The organism is Nocardiopsis sp. LDBS1602, from assembly GCF_035818715.1.
Lineage (GTDB): Bacteria > Actinomycetota > Actinomycetes > Streptosporangiales > Streptosporangiaceae > Nocardiopsis > Nocardiopsis alba.
Genome location: NZ_JAYLVW010000003.1, coordinates 683131 through 702891, shown reverse-complemented (window position 1 = coordinate 702891; position 19761 = coordinate 683131). Strand labels below are relative to the sequence as shown.

19 protein-coding genes are annotated in these 19761 nt (G+C 68.1%); 2 read left to right on the top strand and 17 right to left on the bottom strand.

Annotation, left to right across the window (positions count from 1 at the left end; all coding sequences use genetic code 11):
- The 9 genes from U9J66_RS15175 to U9J66_RS15135 form a co-directional block, all read right to left on the bottom strand.
- Positions 1–304, bottom strand: a 304-nt coding sequence (locus U9J66_RS15175) for a TlpA family protein disulfide reductase (protein WP_326337969.1), incomplete at its 3' end; no start/stop codon positions are given.
- A gap of 281 nt (positions 305–585) precedes the next feature.
- Positions 586–789: a helix-turn-helix domain-containing protein gene (locus U9J66_RS15170; protein WP_013155995.1), complete on the bottom strand. Its 204-nt coding sequence runs from the start codon at positions 787–789 to the stop codon at positions 586–588.
- 258 nt (positions 790–1047) lie between these two features.
- Entirely contained in the window at positions 1048–1845 is a 798-nt protein-coding gene (locus U9J66_RS15165; protein WP_014911628.1) for a phosphatase, read from the bottom strand.
- A 193-nt stretch (positions 1846–2038) separates the two neighbouring features.
- Complete coding sequence (locus U9J66_RS15160; RefSeq protein ID WP_017534643.1) at positions 2039–3199, bottom strand: acetoin utilization protein AcuC; 1161 nt, start codon at positions 3197–3199, stop codon at positions 2039–2041.
- Between the two features lie 166 nt (positions 3200–3365).
- Positions 3366–4862, bottom strand: coding sequence for a hypothetical protein (locus U9J66_RS15155; protein WP_014912770.1), 1497 nt, complete (start codon positions 4860–4862; stop codon positions 3366–3368).
- Positions 4863–5493: 631 nt separating this feature from the next.
- Positions 5494–6288 (bottom strand): pyrroline-5-carboxylate reductase, encoded by a 795-nt coding sequence (gene proC / locus U9J66_RS15150; RefSeq protein WP_014912131.1) that lies wholly within the window; start codon positions 6286–6288, stop codon positions 5494–5496.
- An 88-nt stretch (positions 6289–6376) separates the two neighbouring features.
- Positions 6377–7318: a sugar phosphate isomerase/epimerase family protein gene (locus U9J66_RS15145; RefSeq protein WP_161111175.1), complete on the bottom strand. Its 942-nt coding sequence runs from the start codon at positions 7316–7318 to the stop codon at positions 6377–6379.
- Between the two features lie 160 nt (positions 7319–7478).
- Positions 7479–8066 carry a C40 family peptidase gene (locus U9J66_RS15140; protein ID WP_326337967.1) on the bottom strand — a complete coding sequence of 196 codons (588 nt, stop codon included), beginning with the start codon at positions 8064–8066 and terminating at the stop codon, positions 7479–7481.
- A gap of 214 nt (positions 8067–8280) precedes the next feature.
- The gene (locus U9J66_RS15135; protein ID WP_326337965.1) at positions 8281–9195 is read right to left on the bottom strand and encodes an SGNH/GDSL hydrolase family protein; all 915 of its coding nucleotides are present in this window, start codon (positions 9193–9195) and stop codon (positions 8281–8283) included.
- A 187-nt stretch (positions 9196–9382) separates the two neighbouring features.
- Here U9J66_RS15135 and radA point away from each other — a divergent pair, with 187 nt between their 5' ends.
- Positions 9383–10744: a DNA repair protein RadA gene (gene radA, locus U9J66_RS15130; RefSeq protein ID WP_081536501.1), complete on the top strand. Its 1362-nt coding sequence runs from the start codon at positions 9383–9385 to the stop codon at positions 10742–10744.
- Positions 10745–10787: 43 nt separating this feature from the next.
- Here radA and U9J66_RS15125 read toward each other — a convergent pair whose 3' ends face one another.
- Positions 10788–11174 carry an SSI family serine proteinase inhibitor gene (locus U9J66_RS15125; protein WP_014911141.1) on the bottom strand — a complete coding sequence of 129 codons (387 nt, stop codon included), beginning with the start codon at positions 11172–11174 and terminating at the stop codon, positions 10788–10790.
- Positions 11175–11270: 96 nt separating this feature from the next.
- Entirely contained in the window at positions 11271–12029 is a 759-nt protein-coding gene (locus U9J66_RS15120; protein ID WP_161111173.1) for a hypothetical protein, read from the bottom strand.
- 63 nt (positions 12030–12092) lie between these two features.
- Here U9J66_RS15120 and U9J66_RS15115 point away from each other — a divergent pair, with 63 nt between their 5' ends.
- Positions 12093–12968: an A/G-specific adenine glycosylase gene (locus U9J66_RS15115; RefSeq protein ID WP_017534638.1), complete on the top strand. Its 876-nt coding sequence runs from the start codon at positions 12093–12095 to the stop codon at positions 12966–12968.
- Positions 12969–12975: 7 nt separating this feature from the next.
- Here the strand turns inward: U9J66_RS15115 and U9J66_RS15110 are convergent, their stop codons facing one another.
- The 6 genes from U9J66_RS15110 to U9J66_RS15085 form a co-directional block, all read right to left on the bottom strand.
- Complete coding sequence (locus tag U9J66_RS15110; protein WP_017534637.1) at positions 12976–13551, bottom strand: DUF3105 domain-containing protein; 576 nt, start codon at positions 13549–13551, stop codon at positions 12976–12978.
- Between the two features lie 310 nt (positions 13552–13861).
- The gene (locus tag U9J66_RS15105; RefSeq protein ID WP_081536500.1) at positions 13862–16366 is read right to left on the bottom strand and encodes an ATP-dependent Clp protease ATP-binding subunit; all 2505 of its coding nucleotides are present in this window, start codon (positions 16364–16366) and stop codon (positions 13862–13864) included.
- 750 nt (positions 16367–17116) lie between these two features.
- Complete coding sequence (locus tag U9J66_RS15100) at positions 17117–17455, bottom strand: histone-like nucleoid-structuring protein Lsr2 (RefSeq protein ID WP_014908917.1); 339 nt, start codon at positions 17453–17455, stop codon at positions 17117–17119.
- 215 nt (positions 17456–17670) lie between these two features.
- Complete coding sequence (locus U9J66_RS15095) at positions 17671–17952, bottom strand: hypothetical protein (protein ID WP_041561836.1); 282 nt, start codon at positions 17950–17952, stop codon at positions 17671–17673.
- Positions 17953–18400: 448 nt separating this feature from the next.
- The gene (locus U9J66_RS15090; RefSeq protein ID WP_014912144.1) at positions 18401–18979 is read right to left on the bottom strand and encodes an amino-acid N-acetyltransferase; all 579 of its coding nucleotides are present in this window, start codon (positions 18977–18979) and stop codon (positions 18401–18403) included.
- Positions 18980–19101: 122 nt separating this feature from the next.
- On the bottom strand, positions 19102–19413 hold the full coding sequence (locus U9J66_RS15085) for a LuxR C-terminal-related transcriptional regulator (RefSeq protein ID WP_014908395.1): 312 nt from the start codon (positions 19411–19413) through the stop codon (positions 19102–19104).
- Between the last annotated feature and the right edge of the window lie 348 nt (positions 19414–19761).

Sequence of the window (19761 nt, the reverse complement as noted above, 5' to 3'; positions counted from 1 at the left end):
CCCCGTACTCGGCGAACACCTCGTCCAACACCGGCTGCTCCGCACGACACGGACCACACCAACTCGCCCACACGTTCAACACCAGGATCCGACCCTCATAGTCGGCCAACGCCAACTCATCACCCTCAAAGGTCGTCCCACCCACCTCAGGAACCGGAACACGATCCCCCGCCTCGAAGACGGTCGCACTCCCATCCCCCGAGATGAAACGGTCCTCCTCACCACCGGTCTGGATCTCGGTCCCCCCGGCACAGCCGGTCAGGGCGAGGACTGTGGCCAGGACGGCGGCCGACAGGAGCGGCACGGCACGGTGGCGCCGCGTACCTGCGTTGGTACTGGGCATCGAGGGGACCTCGCGAACAGGGTGTGAACAGGGCGGACTACAACAACGACAAAGTGTAGTAGACACCCTGGAGAACACTTCGGCGCCCCGGCGCAAGGGTCGTCCGACCCGGCCTGGAGGAACACCTCGCGAGAACGTGGTTCACCCACGGGGGCGGTGGTGGGGGTACACCGCGCCCGTGGGTTCTCGGTGGTCCGGGCGCCGGACATGTCGCCCGACGCCCGGACCCCGTGAGTCCGCGATCAACCGGCCTCGACGAAAGCCTCACGGAGGTAGTCGTGCACGGCCCGTTCGGGAACCCGGTAGGAACGCCCCACACGGATTGCGGGGAGAACTCCCGAGTGCACCATTCGGTAAACGGTCATCTTGGATACTCGCATGATCGTGGCGACCTCCGCCACGGTCAGGAACCTGACCTCTTCGAGAGGCGGCTTACTCCCGTTCATCTTCCGACGCCCTCATTCCCGGACGTGAGCAATTGTCTACCCTTCGGCTCTGGCGTGCCTTCCAGTCGATGGGAGGCCCCGGATTCCGTGCCCGTCCCACCGCCACGCCACCGTGTCCTGCTGTCACTACTGACACGTCCGTTTTCAGAGTAGAGCCGAGTTCCCGTCTAGGGAAGGTCGGTTTTCGCTGTCTTCGGGGATATACGTTGAGCACGGGTCGGATGAGGTTTAAAGGTGGGTATAAAGGTGCCCCCACCCTCAGAGGAGCCCCGCTCTCGCGAGTACATAATCACGCAGAGGAGCGTAGTCCTCGGTCAGGTAACCGTCATCGAGAGGCACCGTGACCAGTAGTTTCCCCTCATGTTCGGCGAGGAAGAGAGCCGGGTCGTTACAGTCGGCGAAACCCATCGTCGGTACGCCCATCTCCCCCGCGGCCCCCGCGAATCCGTGATCGGCGATGACCAACTGCGGCCATGCCTCCCCCCGGTCTCCGAGCTCGTTGAGAATGGCCCGCATCGCGAAGGGATGGTGACTGTGCCGCGGAAGATGGCCGTCCGTCACCATGGCGACATCGTCCTGCCAGACGACCACACGCCGGTTCGGCGGTCGCTCCGTGGTCACCTCATAGGAGTAACCGCCCGCCGCGGTGACGATCGGACAGCCGCGCTCGGCCAGGGCGTTCTTCCAGGCGCCGTACGTCTCCCGAAGATTGCGCGGGTGGCCGGTGGCGAACATGACGCGTTCCCCGCGCTCGGCGGCCAGGGCCATCCGGTCCGCGAGCGCCTCCAAGGCGTCGATGGTCAGGTCCGGATCGATCGTGTCGATCCCCCACACGTACTCCTCGTCGCCCACCACACCACAGCGCTTGTTCATCAGCGCGAGGACCTCCTCGAAGGTCCACTCATGGGAGAAGGTCAGACCGAACCGATGGTAGGGGTCCTTCTGGACGAGCCTCCGATAGTGGCGCAGGTTGTTCTGTCGAGGGGTGTCGACGTGCCCCGCGATCCCCGTGCGAACCAGATAGGTGATGAGTTCGGCGCGTGTCGGCGGCGTCACCTGCGTTCCCCTTCCTCTCCTGGGCGACGCCGACGGTGACGCGCCGTGCGGCCACCACGGCGCCGATTCCCGTTCGCCCGGTATTCATCACCTTCCTACCCGCTGGGCGCCTTCCACGCGGCGATCCCGGAGATTTCACCGTGGCGTGATCCGGGAGGTCGGAACACCTTCTCCACGGTGGGAGGAAGGCCTCTCAGAGACTGGGGTCGATGCCGTGGTTGGGGAAGATCGCGGTGCGCGTGGCGTGGATGGCCCGGTCGATGGGATCGCCCGGATCGTATCCACGCTCGAAGGGGGCGAAGGAGACCTCGCGTCCGTCCGTCATGTACAACGGCGCGAGCTCCCCGGTACGTTCGCGGACGAAGTCCCGCCACTCCTGCGGGGTCTCCCGATCGGGATCGATGGGGGCTCCGGCCGCCTCGCCCAACAGATGGGTCCAGGCACGCGGCACGACGTGGACCAGCCCGTAGCCGCCACCACCGAACAGCAGCCACCGGCCTCCCGCCGTCTTGCGGGCGAGCTTGTGCAGCTCCTCGTACGCCCGACGCTGACCGTCCACGCTGAGCGTGAGGTTGGCCAGCGGGTCGAGCGCGTGGGTGTCGCATCCCTGTTGGGTCACGAGGATCTCGGGCTGGAACTCGTGCAGCAGCGGCGGAACGACCGCCTCGAAGGCACGGTGCCAGCCGGTGTCCCCGGTACCGGCCGGGAGGGCGACGTTGACGGCGTACCCCTCCGCGTCCGGTCCACCGACCTCCGACGCCTGTCCGGTCCCCGGGAACAGCGTCACCGGGGACTCGTGGAGGCTGATGGTGAGCACCCTGGGGTCGTTGTAGAAGGCGTTCTGGACACCGTCGCCGTGGTGCACGTCGATGTCGACGTACGCGATGCGCTTGGCACCCTGCTCCAGCAACCACGCGATCGCCAGGGCCGGGTCGTTATAGACGCAGAACCCCCAGGCGTTGCCGCGCATGGCGTGGTGGAGGCCGCCGGCGATATTGGCCGCGTGGGCGCTCTGCCCGGTCCACACGGCCTTGGCCGCGGCCACGGAGGCTCCGGAGATCAGCGCGGCGGCGTCGTGCATGTCGGGGAAGACCGGGTTGTCGGCGGTGCCGAGCATGTGGGCGTCGTCGGGCTCCAGGGTCCTGCCCGCGCGCTTGACCGCCTTGATGTAGGCGGGGTCGTGCACCAGGGAGAGCAGTTCGTCCGAGGCCGGCTCGATGTCCAAGAGGTCCACGCCGGGCCCGTCGAAGACGCCGAGCGAACGGCTGAGCGCCATGGTCAGTTCGACCCGGATCGGCGCCATCGGATGCTGGGGACCGAAGTCGTAGGCGGTGAGTCCTTCGTCCCATGCCACCCGAAGCGAGCAGGACGTGCGCCCTCCCATGTGGTGACCCCCGTTCCAGGTGTGCGTGCTTCGAAGCACACAGTACGCAAACCCGCCCCTGTACAGAACCCCGGGGCCCGCGCGAACACTCGCGCGGGCCCCGGTCGGCGGGTCGGGAGGACGCTCCCGTCAGGGACTACTCCCGGTAGAAGCAGTCCGCGTACGTCTCCCCGGCCTTCATCTCGAAGGTGCCGTGCAGGGGACGGCTCAACAGGTTGTCGGTCTCACCGATCAGGATCCGGTACTCGCCCGGGTCGAGGCTCAGATCCATGGCGTTGTCGTCGTTCAGGCAGGAGGTGGAGGAGGGCGGCGAGGACGTGTCGCAATCCGCGCAGGGATCGATGGTGACCTCGCCGTGCACCGCGTCGGGACCCACGTAGAGGAAGGTCATCTCCTCGTCGGTGTGGTTCACGTACCGGATGGAGACCTTGTCTCCGCCCCCGGTCTCCAGCGGAGAGTCCGAGATGTCGCTCTCTCCTAGGAGGGTCGCGCGGTCCATCTTCTCCTCGACGCGACCGGCGCCGATGTTCCGCACCAGATCCTCGACCTCGTCGGCCTCGTGGTCGGGGTATTCGGCGGCGAGAAGGTCGGCGGTCTCCTCGGCCTCGTCGTAGGCGTCGGCGTCCACCTGGTCCCAACCGCACTTGAGGGCGGCGTCGGGACGCTCCTCCTCGATCCGTTCGGCGACCTCCGGGGCGGACTCCCAGGTCAGATCGTCGAACATCCCGATCTGCCCGAAGGCCCCGCACCAGTTCTCCTCCGCGTAGTCGCCGGTGGCGAGGTCGTAGAGGTCGACCAGCGCGGCGGGGACCTCCGCGGCGGCGGGGGTGTCGGAGAAGTCCTCGGCGACGAAGGTGTAGGTCTCCTGGGCCTGACGGAAGGTGGCCTCGACCTCCTCGGTCACCTCGCCGCTGTAGAGCTCGTCGGCCTCGGCCGCCAGCTGGGCGGCGTAGTCGAGGTGGACCTCGGCGACACTGCCGTCGGTGTCCTCCCAGCGGGAGGCGCGGTGCGCGAAGTAGTCGCCGTAGGACTCCAACGCGTAGTCGTAGTCCTCGTTGGCCACGTCGGACTGGGCGCGGCGCAGCAGCTCGCAGGCCTCCACCCCGGCGCGGGACCGCTCCATCAGGCTCGGGGACATGGAGAGCTGGAAGGCGGTCTCGACCGAGTTGTAGCCGGCGATCGCGGTGTCGCAGTCGCCGCTCGCGTGGGCGGCGTCGGCGACGCGCAGCCGCCATTCGCCGGTCTGCCACACGCCGACGAGCGAGGCCGCCATCGCCAGGACGAGACAGGCCGCCAGGATCATCGGCCTGCGAGAGGCCGTCGGGCTCTCACCCCGCGCCATGAGGCGCCGGTCGTGCGCGCGCCCCGCGAACAGACCGTGCACGACGGTGACCAGTACCCAGCCGAGCAGGATCGGGACCCACATGAGCAGGTCGTCGGCGGCGCCCAGCAGCGCGGCGGTCACCAGCAGCCCGATGGTGACCGCCAGATTGATCCCGAAGAACAGGTGGTTGCGCAGGTGGAAGTAGCCCGCGCCGACGCCGGACAGATTGAGCAGGGCGGCCCGGCGGCCGGAGACGGACTTGAACAGACCGAGCGGGGGCAGGGGCGGCGGTCCTCCCGGGGGCATCATCCCGCCGGGGGGCATGCCTCCCGGCGGCGGGCCGCCCGGAGGCGGACCGCCGGCGTTCATACCGCCGGAGGGCGCTCCCATCGGCGGCCGGCCGGCGGGGGGCGGGCCCATCGGAGGCTGTCCGCCGGAAGGCGGTCCCCCGGGACCTCCGGGGGGCGGACCGCCCTGCGGCGGGCCGCCCGGAGGCCGACCTCCGACGGGAGGTGTGCCCGGGGGCGGGCCCGCCGGAGGGTGCCCACCGGAGGGGGCTCCGCTCGGAGGCGGACCGGCGGGGGGCCGAGCTCCCTGTGGAGGGGGGCCGTTCATGGGAGACCCGGTGGGCGGTGTCCCGCCCTGAGCCGGTGGAGAGGGTGGACCACCCGGCGGCGGCCCCTGGTTCCGGGGGCCGCCCGGGCCACCCTGGGGGGTTTCGGGCCCGGGCGGACCGGGCGGTCGGGAAGGGTCCGATGGAGGGTGAGGGTTGCTCATGGGGTCCCGGAATCGTTGGAGGATGTTCTGGCACGTGTGGGAGGGGGCAGAGGATTCCGCCTACCCTGTCCGACTTTATGCACTCCGTGTGACGCCGGGACCGTGACCTGGTGACCACATTCGGCAGAAGACTTTATGTGATGTGGGTCACCTTTGCCTGGGTTCAGTTGCCGGAGAGGGCCCGACTGCGATCCCTGGCCGCCTCGATGGCGTCGGTGAACGCGGTCCGCACCCCGTGCCTCTCCAACTCGCGCAGGGCCGCAGCGGTGGTACCACCCGGCGAGGTGACCGCCTCACGCAGGACCACGGGGTGCTCCCCGGTCCCATCGAGCATCGCGGCCGCCCCGGTGATGGTCCGGTCGACCAGCCGTTGCGCCGTGGCGCGGGGCATGCCCATGGCGACCCCGGCCTCGATCATGGTCTCGGCGATGAAGTAGAAGTAGGCCGGCCCACTGCCGGAGATGGCGGTCACCGTGTCCATATGCTGCTCGCCGACCCGGATCACCTCTCCGACCGTGCCCAGCAGTTCCTCGGCCCGGTCCAGGTGCGCGGACTCCGCGTGCGCCCCTCCGGCCACCGCGGTCATCCCCTGCCCCATCAGTGCGGGGGTATTGGGCATCGCTCGCACCACGGGCACCCCCGCGGGCAGGTGGCTCTCCAACACGGCGGTGGTCAGCCCCGCCGCCACCGAGATCACCAGGTTCCGCCCGGACAGGAGCGGGGCGATCTCGTCCACCAGGGCGAGCATGTCCTGAGGCTTGAGCGCCAGCAGGAGGGTGTCGGCGCGTTCGACCGCGTCCGCGGCGGGGACCGTCTCGACCCCGTAGCGCTCGCGCAGTTCCGCCGCGTGCTCCTCGCGCGGCTCGGTGACCAGAACGTCCTTCGGGGCGTGGTCCCGGGTCAACAGCCCGGCGAGCAGCGCCTCGCCCATCTTTCCTGCGCCGATGATCGCGATCATGAAGAGGTCCTCTCTGCGGATCCCTCCACGCTAGCCGCCACCGACACCCGGCCCGGGCGGATCGTCCCGATCCGTGGACACCCCTCGCTCAGGGGCGATCCCCGTCGGCGTCCCCTTCGTCGTCGACCGACCCGCCCGGGTCCACGGAGAACCGTCGTGGCGGAGGCTGGGGGCGATCCCTCAGCAGGGCGATGCGTTCACGACGGCCCAACGCCGGTTCGGGCTCCTTCGGGCCGGCGAAGTGCAGACGGGTGAAGGCCAGGGCCTCGGCCAGCTCCCGCATCCGGGTCTGCCGGTCGGGAGACTTGCGCGTGCTCACCTCGAGGACGAGCTGCCCCTCGTAGCCGTTCCCGGCCAGATGTTCGAGGAGCTCGGCCACGGGCTGGGTGCCCCGCCCGGGGATGAGGTGCTCGTCCAGGTTCTGGCCACCGAAACCGTCCGTGACGTGCACGTGGGAGAGACGGTCCCCCAGTCTCGCGGCCATGTCCATGGCGTCGGAGCCGGACATCGCGGTGTGCGAGAGGTCGAGTGTGACGTCCGGATAGTCCCGGTCGAGGGGGTTCCAGCTCGGCGCGTAGGGGACGACCTCGCGGTCGCGGACCCGGACCGGGTACATGTTCTCGACCGCGAAGACCACGTCGGTCTCGTCCTGCATCCGGGCGATGCCGTTCTCGAACCCCTTGGCGTACTCGCGCTGCCAACGGAAGGCGGGATGGACCACGATCGCCTTGGCGCCCAGGGCCTCCGCCATCTCCTTGGACCGGACGAGCTTGCCCCAGGGGTCGCGTCCCCAGACCCGCTGGGTCAGGACGAGACAGGGCGAGTGGATCGCGGTGACGGGCATCTGGTGATAGTCCGAGAGACGCCGCAGGAGGTCGATGTCCTGGCTGGTCGGGTCGGAGGAGACGAGCACCTCCACCCCGTCGTACCCCAGTTTCGCGGCGATCTCGAAGGCCGCCGGGGTCTTCTCCGGGTAGACCGACGCCGTCGAGAGGACCACGGGCGCGTCTGGGACCTGGATAGGGCTCACGGAACCAGAGTATGTGCTTTCGCGCTCTCCGGCACGGTCGCCCGGACGAACGCGGCGTGGCGGGCGGAGGAGATCCCGCCGTCGGCGCGCCCCGGGAAAAGGGGCGACGGCCGTGGCCCGGGTGCACGGGGAACGGCCGTCGAAGAGTGCGAGAAGACGACTAGAGGCGTACGCCGCCGGCGAGGTTGTAGCGCATGACTTCGCGCTCGGAGATGGAGCCTCCGGTCCTGGGCGCGTCGATCATGCGGTCGTCTCCGAGGTAGATGGCGACGTGGTAGGCGTATCCGCTTCCGTCGGTCCAGTAGAGAAGGTCTCCACGTCGGGCTTCGGAGTAGGCGATCCGCTCGCCGGAGGAGACCTGGTCCTGGGCGACCCGGGGCAGGTCGACCCCGGCCTCCTTGAAGGCGTGCTGTACCAGTCCCGAGCAGTCGAAGGATCCCGGCCCGGTGCCGCCCCACGCGTAGGGCTTGCCCTTCTGGGCCTCGGCGGCGTCGATCGCCTTTTCGACGGTGGAGGAGGCGAGGGACTGGTGCACCCGTTCCGGGGCGGGCGCCTCCGCGGTCCCGGAGGGTGCGAGGTTCTGGGCGAGTGCCGGTGCGGCCCCGGTGGCCAGGAGCGCCGTGGAGAGGGCGGCGACCGCGAGTGCGCGCGTCCCCCCTCGGAGGCTCCGGTCGTTCTCGGCCTGTCGCCCCGGGTCCGTGGTGGGACGGCAGGCCCGCGTTTGCTCGTGATGTCGGGGTGAGCGCATGTGTCTCTCCTGGATCCGCCGACGCGGACCACGCCCCTGTGACGTGGGTCTCCCGAACGCCGACACACCATTCGTCACACAGACATCGAGAAGAATCACTCTCCGTAGCCTAATCGGCTTCCAAAGACGGTAAAGAGTGCTTGACCCCGACGGACATAGCGGTCATAGAAGTATCAACCGCAGGGCGCCCATCGGGGTCGGTCACACTGAGCGACTACGGGCTGGGCACCCCGAGGGTGCTCCGGATGAAGTCCGTCGTGGCCGCCATGCCCAGGTTGTTCGGGTGCACCGGAGCGCCGTCCTCGGGGATCAGCCCCTCGACCCAGCGGGTGTCCGAACCCTGACAGACGTCGTGGCCGCGCTCGAAGGTGTCCACGAAGGTCGCGCCGTTGGCCTCGGAGACCTCGGCGATCATCGCGTTGAGCCTGATCTGCGCCTGGTCCACGAAGGGCACGTCACCGCGGGAGATCGGCGTGCTCGGCCAGCAACCACCGCTCTCCGGCATGATCTGGAGGTAGCCGATGCTCAGCACCGTGGCGTTCGGGCTGCGCTCGGCGATGTCGGCGTAGACCTGGTTCAGGTCGTCGCGCAGACCGTCGATCCGGTCGTCCAGGTCACCGCCGTAGTAGTCCGAGCACGGGCTGCCCAGCGGGTTGGTCAGGCTCCTCTTCGCGCACTCGACGAGCACCTCGGAGAACCCGAAGTCGTTGCCGGAGATGCCCACCGTGACCAGGTCGGTCTCGGGGCCGAGCGCGTCCAGCTGAGGCTCGGTGTCGTCGAACTGCTTCTCGTAGAGGTCGTTCATCACCGCGCCCGAGCAGCTGACGTCGGTGATGTCGTCGATCCCCAGCTCCTCGGCCAGCCGCTTGGGGTAGTTGACGGAGGACTGCATGCAGCCCAGGAGGGGCATCTGCGCCTGAGCCTGGACCATGGGGCCGGCGGTGAAGGAGTCACCGATGGCGACGTAACTGGTGAATTCGGCCGCCTCGACCTCTTCGGCGGCGACCGGGGCCGAGGCCAGGGTCACGCCGAGGGCCGCGATCGCGACCGAGGCCATCAGACGCGACAGTCCGCGCCGGCGCGGAAGGGGGGAACGGTGGGGGACGGGGGATTCGTGTGAGCGGGACACGAGGGTCTTCCTCTCTCAAGGAGCGGGGGCATGGGAGTCGTCAGAACCGCCTGGGGAGTGACTCCCCACACATTCTCTAACACGAGCTACGAAACCTACGGGCTAACTCGTAGGTAACTTTCTTATGTCCTTCGGCGCCCTTCACCTCCAGCCGAGGCTGTCCCCGACACCCGTTAGCGTTGCGACCATGGCAAAAGCAGCGAAGACCTCGTTCCGGTGTGTCGAGTGCGGATGGAGCACTCTCAAGTGGGTGGGCCGCTGCGGTGAATGTCAGTCCTGGGGCACCGTCGAGGAGGCCGGAGCCCCCGCGCCGACCGCCGTCGCTCCGGCCCCCGTCACCGCCCGGGCCCGCCCCATCACCGAGATCAGTGTGGAGAGCGCGGCCGCGGTCCCCACCGGGGTCGACGAGCTCGACCGGGTCCTGGGCGGAGGCGCCGTTCCCGGCGGCGTGGTGCTGCTGGCCGGAGAGCCCGGAGTCGGCAAGTCGACCCTCCTCCTGGAGGTCGCCGCCATGCGCGCGGCCAACGCCTCCGTCCTCTACATCACCGGCGAGGAGTCCGCCGGACAGGTGCGTCTGCGGGCCGAACGTCTCGGGGCGCTCTCCGATCGCCTGTATCTGGCCGCGGAGACCTCCGTCGCCACCCTGGCCTCCCACGTGGACGCGGTCTCCCCCGACCTGCTCATCGTGGACTCGGTCCAGACCATGGTCTCCCCCGAGGCCACCGGGGTCCCCGGCGGCGTGACCCAGATCCGCCAGGTCACCGGCGCCCTCATCCAGATCGCCAAGGAGCGCGGCATCGCGACCGTGCTGGTCGGCCACGTCACCAAGGACGGTTCCATCGCGGGCCCCCGGCTCCTGGAACACCTGGTGGACGTGGTGCTGCACTTCGAGGGCGAGCGCCACTCCCAGCTGCGTCTGCTGCGCGCGGTCAAGAACCGGTACGGTCCCACCGACGAGATCGGCGTCTTCGAGCTCACCGACAAGGGCATCGAGGGCCTTCCCGATCCCAGTGGACTGTTCCTCACCGAACGCACCGACCCGGTCCCGGGCACCTGCGTCACCGTCACCCTGGAGGGGCGGCGCCCCCTCATCACCGAGGTCCAGGCGTTGGTCGCCCCCACCCCGCTGCCCGCCCCTCGACGGGCCACCTCCGGCCTGGACACCTCACGGGTGAACATGATCCTGGCCGTCCTGGAGAAGCGCACCGGTATGAAACTGGCCAACATGGACGTGTACGCGTCCACCGTGGGCGGAGTCCGGCTGGGCGAACCCGCCGTCGACCTGGCCCTGGCCATCGCGGCGGGCAGCTCCAACAACGACGTCGCGCTCCCGAGCGGTTTCATCGCCGTCGGCGAGGTGGGACTCGCCGGGGACGTGCGCGCGGTCAACGGCGTCCGCCGCCGGGTCGCCGAGGCCCAGCGGCTGGGCTTCACCGACGCGGTCGTGCCCAAGAACTTCGGCGATCCGATCCCCGGCATCCGCACCCATGAGGTGGAGGAGCTGATCGAGGCCCTGACCTGGGTGGCCAAACGCCGTCGGCGCTCATGACGCGTGGGGCCGAAGAGGATCTCCTCTTCGGCCCCACGACCGTCTAGAAGTCGAAGATGGCGCCCTTGGCCATCGAGAGGAGGCAGTCGTTGCCGAAGGTCTCCTCGTAGCGCTCCCCGTCACCGTCGACCGCGATCGCGGTGACCGGCCGGTGGATCATCGTGCAGGCGCCGTCCCGGACGGCCTGGACGTCGGCGATCGACCCGCCGGCCGCCTCGATCAGCTCACAGGCCTCGTCGGCCCGGGGGTGCCCGCCGCCGGCCGGACCGCACTCCAGCTCCATGGACCGGGCCCAGCCGATGGCTCCGTCCCCCTGCTGTTCCGGGGCGCCCTGCACGGTGAGCGAGTACCGGGTGGTCTCCGCCTGCGCGGGAGCGGTCAGGGAGAGGGCCAGGGCGGCGGCCGCAGCAAGGGTGAGGGCAGTCCTCATGGGTTCACTCCAACATCGACGACACCAGATTCACCACGAATAGTAGTGAAGTGATGACGAAGAGTCGTGGCATTTCCCTGATTCGACACTTTTTCCTCACTGAAGCTGGAAGACCAGCTGGTCGACGTTGCCGACGTGGTCGCCCTTCAGGTTCGCCTTGTACCAACCCGGTTGGGCCTTGGCCGACGAGTCGCGGCAGTCGGTGAAGGAGCGGTTCCGCTCCCAGTCCAGGGTGTACTCGTACGGACGCCCCTGGGTGAGCTGCTGCTTCTCCCGCTTGCCCTCGGCGCAGTCGGCCGTCGAGAAGATCCTGTCGTTCCCGGAGTGGATGATCAGCTCGACCGCCTCCGGGCCCACGTCCACGGTGCAGGTCTGCTCGGCGATGTTGACCACGGTCACCTTGAAGCCGGGGCCGGCGCCGCCCCCGTAGGTGTCCCGGTCCTTCTCGGCGAAGTCGAAGGTGACCACCACGTCCTGCGGTCGGCAGGCGTCCTCGGGGCTCTCCGGGGCCGCGGCCTCTCCGGAGTCTTCGGACTCCTCGTCCTCCGCCTTCTCCTCGTCGTCGTCCTTCCCGGCGCCCTCCGAGGGCTCCTCGGACGGGGAGGCGGAAGCGGAGGGCTCCTCCTCCGGTTCCTCGGACGGGTCCTCCGAGGGCTCTTCCTCGGGCACACTGGGAGAGGCCGAGGGGTCTTCGATGGCGGCCTGGTTGGAACTCGTCTCGCTCGCCCCGTCCGAAGGCCTACAGGCGTACGCGATCAACGCGAGCACCAGCAGCACCCCGATCATGACGAAGGCCCGTCGCCTCCAGTAGATGTCCTTGCTGACAGGTGCGGGGTGTCCGGTACTTGACGCCATGGGCCGTAGTATTGCGGTTTTGCGCGCCACCTACCTACTCAACCCGCCGGATTCCCGTTAAAGATGAGCGATAACCCTTACAGCACCGCGGTTCTGGCGTGGTACGAGACCAACGCCCGAGACCTTCCCTGGCGTCACCCGGACGCCTCGCCCTGGTCCATCCTGGTCAGCGAGATCATGCTCCAGCAGACCCCCGTCGTACGGGTGCTGCCCGCGTGGCAGGCCTGGATGGAACGCTGGCCCACCCCCGCCCACCTGGCCGAAGAGCCCTCCGGCGAGGCGGTCCGCATGTGGAACCGGCTGGGCTACCCCCGCAGGGCCCTCCGTCTGCACGCCTGCGCCGTCGCCATCACCGAGGAACACGGCGGCGAGGTTCCGGACGATCACGCGACCCTTCTGTCACTCCCCGGAATCGGCGCCTACACGGCGGCGGCGGTGGCGAGTTTCGCCTTCGGACAACGGCACGCCATTTTGGACACGAACGTGCGTCGTGTTCTAGCCCGTGCCGAAACCGGAATCGAGTACCCACCGAAAACCCAGACGAAGGCGGAGACCGCGCTGGCCGAGTCCCTGCTGCCCTCGGAGCCGTCCGTGGCGGCCCGTTGGGGCGTGGCCGTGATGGAACTGGGCGCCCTGGTGTGCACCGCCCGGTCCCCGCGCTGCGTGGACTGTCCGATCGCCGGACAGTGCGCCTGGCGGATCGCGGGCAAGCCGCCGCACGACGGCCCGCCGCGTCGAGGACAGACCTACGCGGGCACCGACCGTCAGGTCCGGGGAAAGCTGCTGGCGGTCCTGCGCGATTCACGCGAGCCGGTGGTCAAGTCCGCGCTGGACGCCGTCTGGGACGACCACATCCAGCGTGAGCGGGCCCTGGACGCCCTGGTCTCCGACGGCCTGGTCGACCCCCTGGACGACGGCCGCTACGCCCTCCCCGCCTGACCCCTTCTCATTCCATGGCCTCCATGTCGAAGCCGTGCTCGTCGAACTCGGCCTGGGTGCCGTCGTAGGCCCCGCTGCACGGCGCCCCGGGTTCGGGGGCGTTCGGGCTCTGTTCGTACTGGCGGAGGAAGGTGCCGATACGGGGGTCCGAGGCGTCGTCGAGCATGAGTTGAGCCTCCCAGGCCGAGGCGACGACCGGTGCGGGCAGGTCCTCCATCGGGCTGACGATCACGTAGGAGCCGGGGCTGTGGTGGGCGGTCAACCGTTCGATGTCGGCCGGGTCCAGGTCCGGGTCGTGGGTGATCCAGACGGCTCCGTGTTCGAGTGAGTGCACGGCGGCCTCGACGGTGATGGGCTCGTCGTACACGCCGCAGTTCTGCCAGAAGGGGTAGTGCTCTCCACCGACCGGTGGATGCTGCCCGTAGTCGACCTTCTCGCCGATGTCGACGTGTTCCTTGGACAGGTCCTCGAAGGTCAGGACCCCTGCGGAGCCCCCTTCGGAGAGCCCTCCCCGGGTGAAGGCCCAGAGTCCGAACCCGGCGGCGCCCACGAGGAACAGGGCCAGGGCTCCACCACCGATCACCCAGGGCAGCGCGCTCCTTCGCCGGGGCGGCGGCCCCTGAGGCGGATATCCGGGCGGCGTCCCTCGCGGCGGGTACCCGGGTGGCGGCCCCTGCCATGCGGGCGGGCCGTGGACGTGCTCGGGCGCGGGAGGGGGCCCCGCAGGGGGGCGTTCGCCGCCCTGGCCGGGGTCGTCGGGGTAAGCCACAGGGGAACCCTATCCCCGGGCCACCGTCCTTAGCAGGGAAATCGTTCGAAGAACGACGACGGGGACGCCCCTTGAAGGGACGTCCCCGACTCGTTCGGCGGGACCCGCGGTCACACCGTCATGTTCACTCGCCCTGGGCGGCGGACTCCACCTCGGGGGTGTCCGGCACCTCGGCGGGCTTCGGAACACCCTTGAAGGTGAACTTGGCGTCCGTGCCCTCGCCCTCGGCGTCGATCACGACGATCTGACCGGCCTTGAGGTCTCCGAACAGGATCTTCTCGGACAGCTGGTCCTCGATCTCCCGCTGGATCGTGCGACGCAGCGGCCGCGCGCCCAGAACCGGGTCGAAGCCGCGCTCGGAGAGGACCTTCTTGGCGTTCGGCCGAAGCTCGATGCCCATGTCCTTCTCCTTGAGCCTGCTGTCCAGGTTCGCGATCATCAGGTCGACGATCTGGAAGATCTCCTTCTCCGTCAGCTGGTGGAAGACGATGACGTCGTCCACACGGTTGAGGAACTCGGGCCGGAAGTTGGTCTTGAGCTCCTCGCTGACCTTGGCCTTCATCCGCTCGTAGTTGGTGTTGGCGTCGTCCTCCTTGGCGAAGCCCATGGCCACGCCCTTGGAGATGTCCCGCGTACCCAGGTTGGTCGTCATGATGATGACCGTGTTCTTGAAGTCGACGTTGCGACCCTGGGCGTCGGTGAGACGACCCTCCTCCAGCACCTGCAGGAGCGAGTTGAAGATGTCGTTGTGGGCCTTCTCGATCTCGTCGAAGAGGACCACGGAGAACGGCTTGCGGCGCACCTTCTCGGTGAGCTGGCCGCCCTCTTCGTAGCCGACGTAGCCGGGAGGCGAACCGAACAGACGCGAGACGGTGTGCTTCTCCATGAACTCGGACATGTCGAGCTGGATCAGCGCGTCCTCGTCCCCGAAGAGGAACTCCGCGAGGGTCTTGGACAGCTCGGTCTTACCCACACCGGACGGACCGGCGAAGATGAACGAGCCACCGGGACGCTTGGGGTCCTTCAGACCGGCGCGGGTACGGCGGATGGCCTGCGAGAGCGCCTTGATGGCGTCCTCCTGGCCGATGACCCGACGGTGGAGCTCGTCCTCCATGCGCAGCAGGCGGGAGCTCTCCTCCTCGGTCAGCTTGAAGACCGGGATACCGGTGGAGGCGGCCAGGACCTCGGCGATGAGCTCCTCGTCGACCTCGGCGACGACGTCCATGTCGCCGGCCTTCCACTCCTTCTCCCGCTGCGCCTTCTTGTTGAGCAGCTGCTTCTCGTCGTCGCGCAGGGACGCGGCCTTCTCGAAGTCCTGCTCGTCGATGGCCGATTCCTTGTCCCGGCGCACCTTGGCGATCTTGTCGTCGAACTCGCGCAGGTCCGGCGGCGCGGTCATCCGACGGATGCGCATCCGCGAACCGGCCTCGTCGATGAGGTCGATGGCCTTGTCGGGCAGGAAGCGGTCGCTGATGTAGCGGTCCGCGAGCTGCGCGGCGGCGACGAGGGCGCTGTCGGTGATCGAGACGCGGTGGTGGGCCTCGTAACGGTCGCGCAGACCCTTGAGGATCTCGATGGCGTGCGTGATCGTCGGCTCGTCCACCTGGATCGGCTGGAAGCGGCGCTCCAGCGCGGCGTCCTTCTCCAGGTACTTGCGGTACTCGTCGAGCGTGGTGGCACCGATGGTCTGGAGCTCACCCCGGGCCAGCATGGGCTTCAGGATGGAGGCGGCGTCTATGGCACCTTCCGCCGCGCCCGCTCCGACCAGCGTGTGCAGCTCGTCGATGAAGAGGATGATGTCGCCGCGGGTGCGGATCTCCTTGAGGACCTTCTTGAGGCGCTCCTCGAAGTCACCGCGGTAGCGGCTGCCCGCGACCAGGGCACCGAGGTCCAGCGTGTAGAGCTGCTTGTCCTTGAGGGTCTCGGGGATCTCACCCTTGACGATCTTCTGCGCGAGGCCCTCGACGACGGCGGTCTTACCGACGCCGGGCTCACCGATCAGGACCGGGTTGTTCTTGGTCCTGCGGGACAGGACCTGCATGACCCGCTCGATCTCCTTGTCACGACCGATGACAGGGTCGAGCTTGGACTCACGCGCGGCCTGCGTCAGGTTGCGGCCGAACTGGTCCAGCACCAGCGAAGTGGAAGGGGTGGACTCGGAGGAGGCGCCGGTGGCCTGCGGCTCCTTGCCCTGGTAGCCGTGCAGCAGCTGGATGACCTGCTGGCGGACCCGGTTGAGGTCGGCGCCCAGCTTGACGAGGACCTGGGCGGCGACGCCCTCGCCCTCGCGGATCAGGCCCAGCAGGATGTGCTCGGTACCGATGTAGTTGTGGCCGAGCTGCAACGCCTCGCGCAGCGACAGCTCAAGGACCTTCTTGGCCCGCGGAGTGAAGGGAATGTGCCCCGACGGAGCCTGCTGGCCCTGGCCGATGATCTCCTCGACCTGCTGCCGAACCGCTTCGAGGCTGATACCAAGACTCTCCAGGGCCTTGGCGGCGACACCCTCACCCTCGTGGATGAGGCCGAGCAGGATGTGCTCCGTACCGATGTAGTTGTGGTTGAGCATCCTGGCCTCTTCCTGGGCCAGAACCACCACTCGCCGCGCGCGGTCGGTAAACCTCTCGAACATGTCTCGTCGCTCCTCTACAGAGCGGTCAGGCAGGGACGGTTCATTCCGACCCAACTCTTCCGCATATAGGCCCCACAGGGATAACCGCCCCGGGGAGCACTGTCGCACCCGCCCGTCCTCACCGACCGGGGCCGGTGGGGACGAACATCTCCGTACGGCCGACCGCAGCCGTCCGTGCCAGAGACTTTCCCCGACGATAGGGCGTTCACCCAACATCCAACTACCAATTGGCGCGTCAGATTTCCCTGTACGCCGAAGGCGAACGGCCCGGGCCTCCCATCCATCACGAGAGTGCCCGGGCCGCACGTGCGTAAGCCCCATTATCGGCTCTTAGCGAACAAGCCGAAGGCGTGTTGTTCTTCGAGCGAAAAAGCCACATCGACCGAAGGGTCATCGTCGACCACCGGAGTTCGGATGCGACGACCCGCGACGGAGGGTCGGATCACACCGATGTCGACATCTCGAGGGCCCGGTCGGTTCGGGTTCGGGCCAAACAGGAGCGGGAACCGCGTGCCCGTCTCGCGGGTGTCCTCCAACGAACGGTCTCCGCACCGGCTTGGCGCTCCCCGACCGGACTCCTCGCCCGATTCTCCGGAACCCCGCATCCCCCGTTAACCCCTACATCCGGTGTGTCGAGGCCTCCTCCGCTCGGGAGGGCCTTCGGGATGTTCGGGTACGAACGTCGGCGTGGTCGGAACGAAATCGGTTCGAGTGCCGGCGTTATTCCGGCGACCGAGGGCGGTGACGAACCTAACCCTTGATGGCCTCGTATTCGGCGACGATGGCGGCGGGGATACGCCCACGCTCATTGACGGGCTTGCCCGCGGCCTTCGCCCAGGCGCGAATCTCCGCGCTGCGCTCACGGCTGGGGGCATTCCGGCTTCCGCGCCGGGCGCCACCACGACCCTGCTTCGACGGGGCCTTGCGAGAAGCCTCGACGAACGGAGTAAGGGCCTCACGGAGCTTGGCGGCATTATCCGCGCTGAGGTCGATTTCGTACGTCGATCCATCGAGACCGAACGTCACCGTCTCCTCGGCCTCGCCACCGTCGAGGTCGTCTACCAGGAAAACCTGGACCTTCTGTGCCATGGAATCAAACCTTTCAGAAGAGCGGTGTCTCCACACCTGAATATAAAGCTATCTCGCGAGAACGCGGAAGACAATTCCCGGCGCGTCAGAAATCGCGAGAGGCCGGCCCGATGGGATTCCGGGTCACCGAAGACGCGCGGGGCATCGAGTCCGCCCGCACACGCGTGCATCCCCTGTATCAGGGGTCTCGGTACCGGTTCGGGCCGGCACCGTATCTAACGGCCGTCGGAATCGGCTCGTTCTTCGCCTTGGACCATCGACGTCTTGTTCGTCACCACGGTCTCGTCGACCCCGGTCTCGCCCTTGTCCACCACGACACCGCCACCGGCCGCGCCCTCGCTGACCAGGCTGCCGTCCATACGTCTCGGAGCCATCTCCTTACGGAGCAGCTTGATGACGAAGGTACAGAACACGGTCGCGACAACCACCGGTGGGATGAGCGCGGACAATACGTCGATCAGCCCAGGAGGAAGCACCGATGACAAAAAGTCGCCCATCGAAGCGGCCCACCCTTCCTGGTTGTTACTTATTGCAGCAAATACCCGACTCAGTGTCGGGTCACTCCTGGGGGATGGCGCGCACCGGGCATCCGGACAAACGCATACCAGACATCATAGACATCGTTTGCCCCCGGTTTGACACCGGACGTACCGAAGACCCCCGGCAAAGCCCGGGAGAGAGCAATGTCCGATCGTCCGTTCCACCCCCGTACCGGATCGCCGACTCGGGCTGAGGACGGCCACTCGGCAGATCCGGAAAACGCGGGCACCGTACCGCCTCATCGACTCTCGGCGAACCGGCCGCCCCCGTTGGACGCAGGTACACATTACCCGTCCTCTTCCGACCCCATACCACGCGGTGCACTTAAGCGTCCTTCCTCTCGGGAGAGCCTCCCGGAAGCGTTGGGACGTATGGGAAGGAGGACCTATCCGTACCCTAAAAGCTTTACTTCGAGACACCTCGGGACTCGACGTCGAGGTGTAGGAGCATCCGGGTGTTCCCGAGCGTGTTGGGTTTGACCCGTTCCAGGTCGAGGAATTCCGCCACACCCTCGTCATAGGAACGGAGGAGTTCCTCGTAGACACGGAAGGAGACCGGTGTTCCCTGGATCGGGGCAAAGCCGTGCCGTGCGAAGAATCCCGTCTCGAACGTCAGACAGAACACTCGACGAACACCCAACTCCCGCGCCGTGTCGAGCAGGGCGGTGACGATACGGTGACCGACCCCGAAACCGCGGAGCGAGGGATCCACCGCCACGGTCCGCACCTCGGCCAGGTCCTCCCAGAGAACGTGCAGAGCGCCGCAGCCGACCACGGAGCGCACGGCCTCCTCCACCGGTGCCCCTTCGGGGGTCTCGGGCACGATCTCCGCCTCGGCCACCCAGAACTCCTGGATGTCCTCATAGAGGTTGACCGTGCTCTTGGAGAGCACGCGTCGGTCCACGGAGTAGGTGTCGACGAGACGGCGGATGTGGGTGACGTCGGGCGTGCGCGCCCGACGTACCCGAACATGACGAACGGGCATAGCCGGACCAGACTACGCCCACTCGAACCCTGACCGGAACGCTCTTCCTCCGGTATGCGGGACTCGTGACGTGTCGGCCCGGTATGCCCGTGGTCTCGCCCGTCCCCTCGGACGGGCCCGGCTCAGATGAGCTGGCGGCGGGCGGCCCAGACGACCGCCTCGATCGGTGTGTTCACCCCGAGCACATCGCAGATGTTGCGAATGCGACGGCGCAGGGTCCGGGCACTGAGTTCGAGGTGCCGAGCGGCCACTTCGGTGGTGACACCGGTGGCGATCTCGGCGAGCAGTTCCAGCTCCTCGTGGCTCAGCTCGACCGGGGTGTAGGAACCCCCGAGGGCGCTCTCCCGCCTGGCCAGGGGAACCACGTTCTCCCTGGTCTCCCGCGTGAGACCCTGCTCCTCAACGGTACGTCGTACGAGTGTGGCCTGTTCCACTCCGTCCTCCCTCATCCATGTGAGTGCGGAACATCGACTCGTCACCGAAGCGCGCGACCGACCGGCTGTCGGCGCGTGGTGAGCCCCGGCCATTCCGAGCGACCCTCGCGAACCCCTCTGGCACAGGGGTGGAGGTCGGTTCGGAGAGCACGGGTCGCACGGCCTCGGCTCTGTGATCTGGGACGGACAGATCACGCCGTCGGCTCGTGCGCGGGGGCCGGAGGACCGTTCTCGACCCGACCCCTTGCTCACCGTTGTTCTCGATCCACTTCGGCGAACTCGCGGACCAAAGCCCGCTCTCAGCACGCTAGGCGGCTCGGATGATACCGTCAAGGCCCAATAAATCAC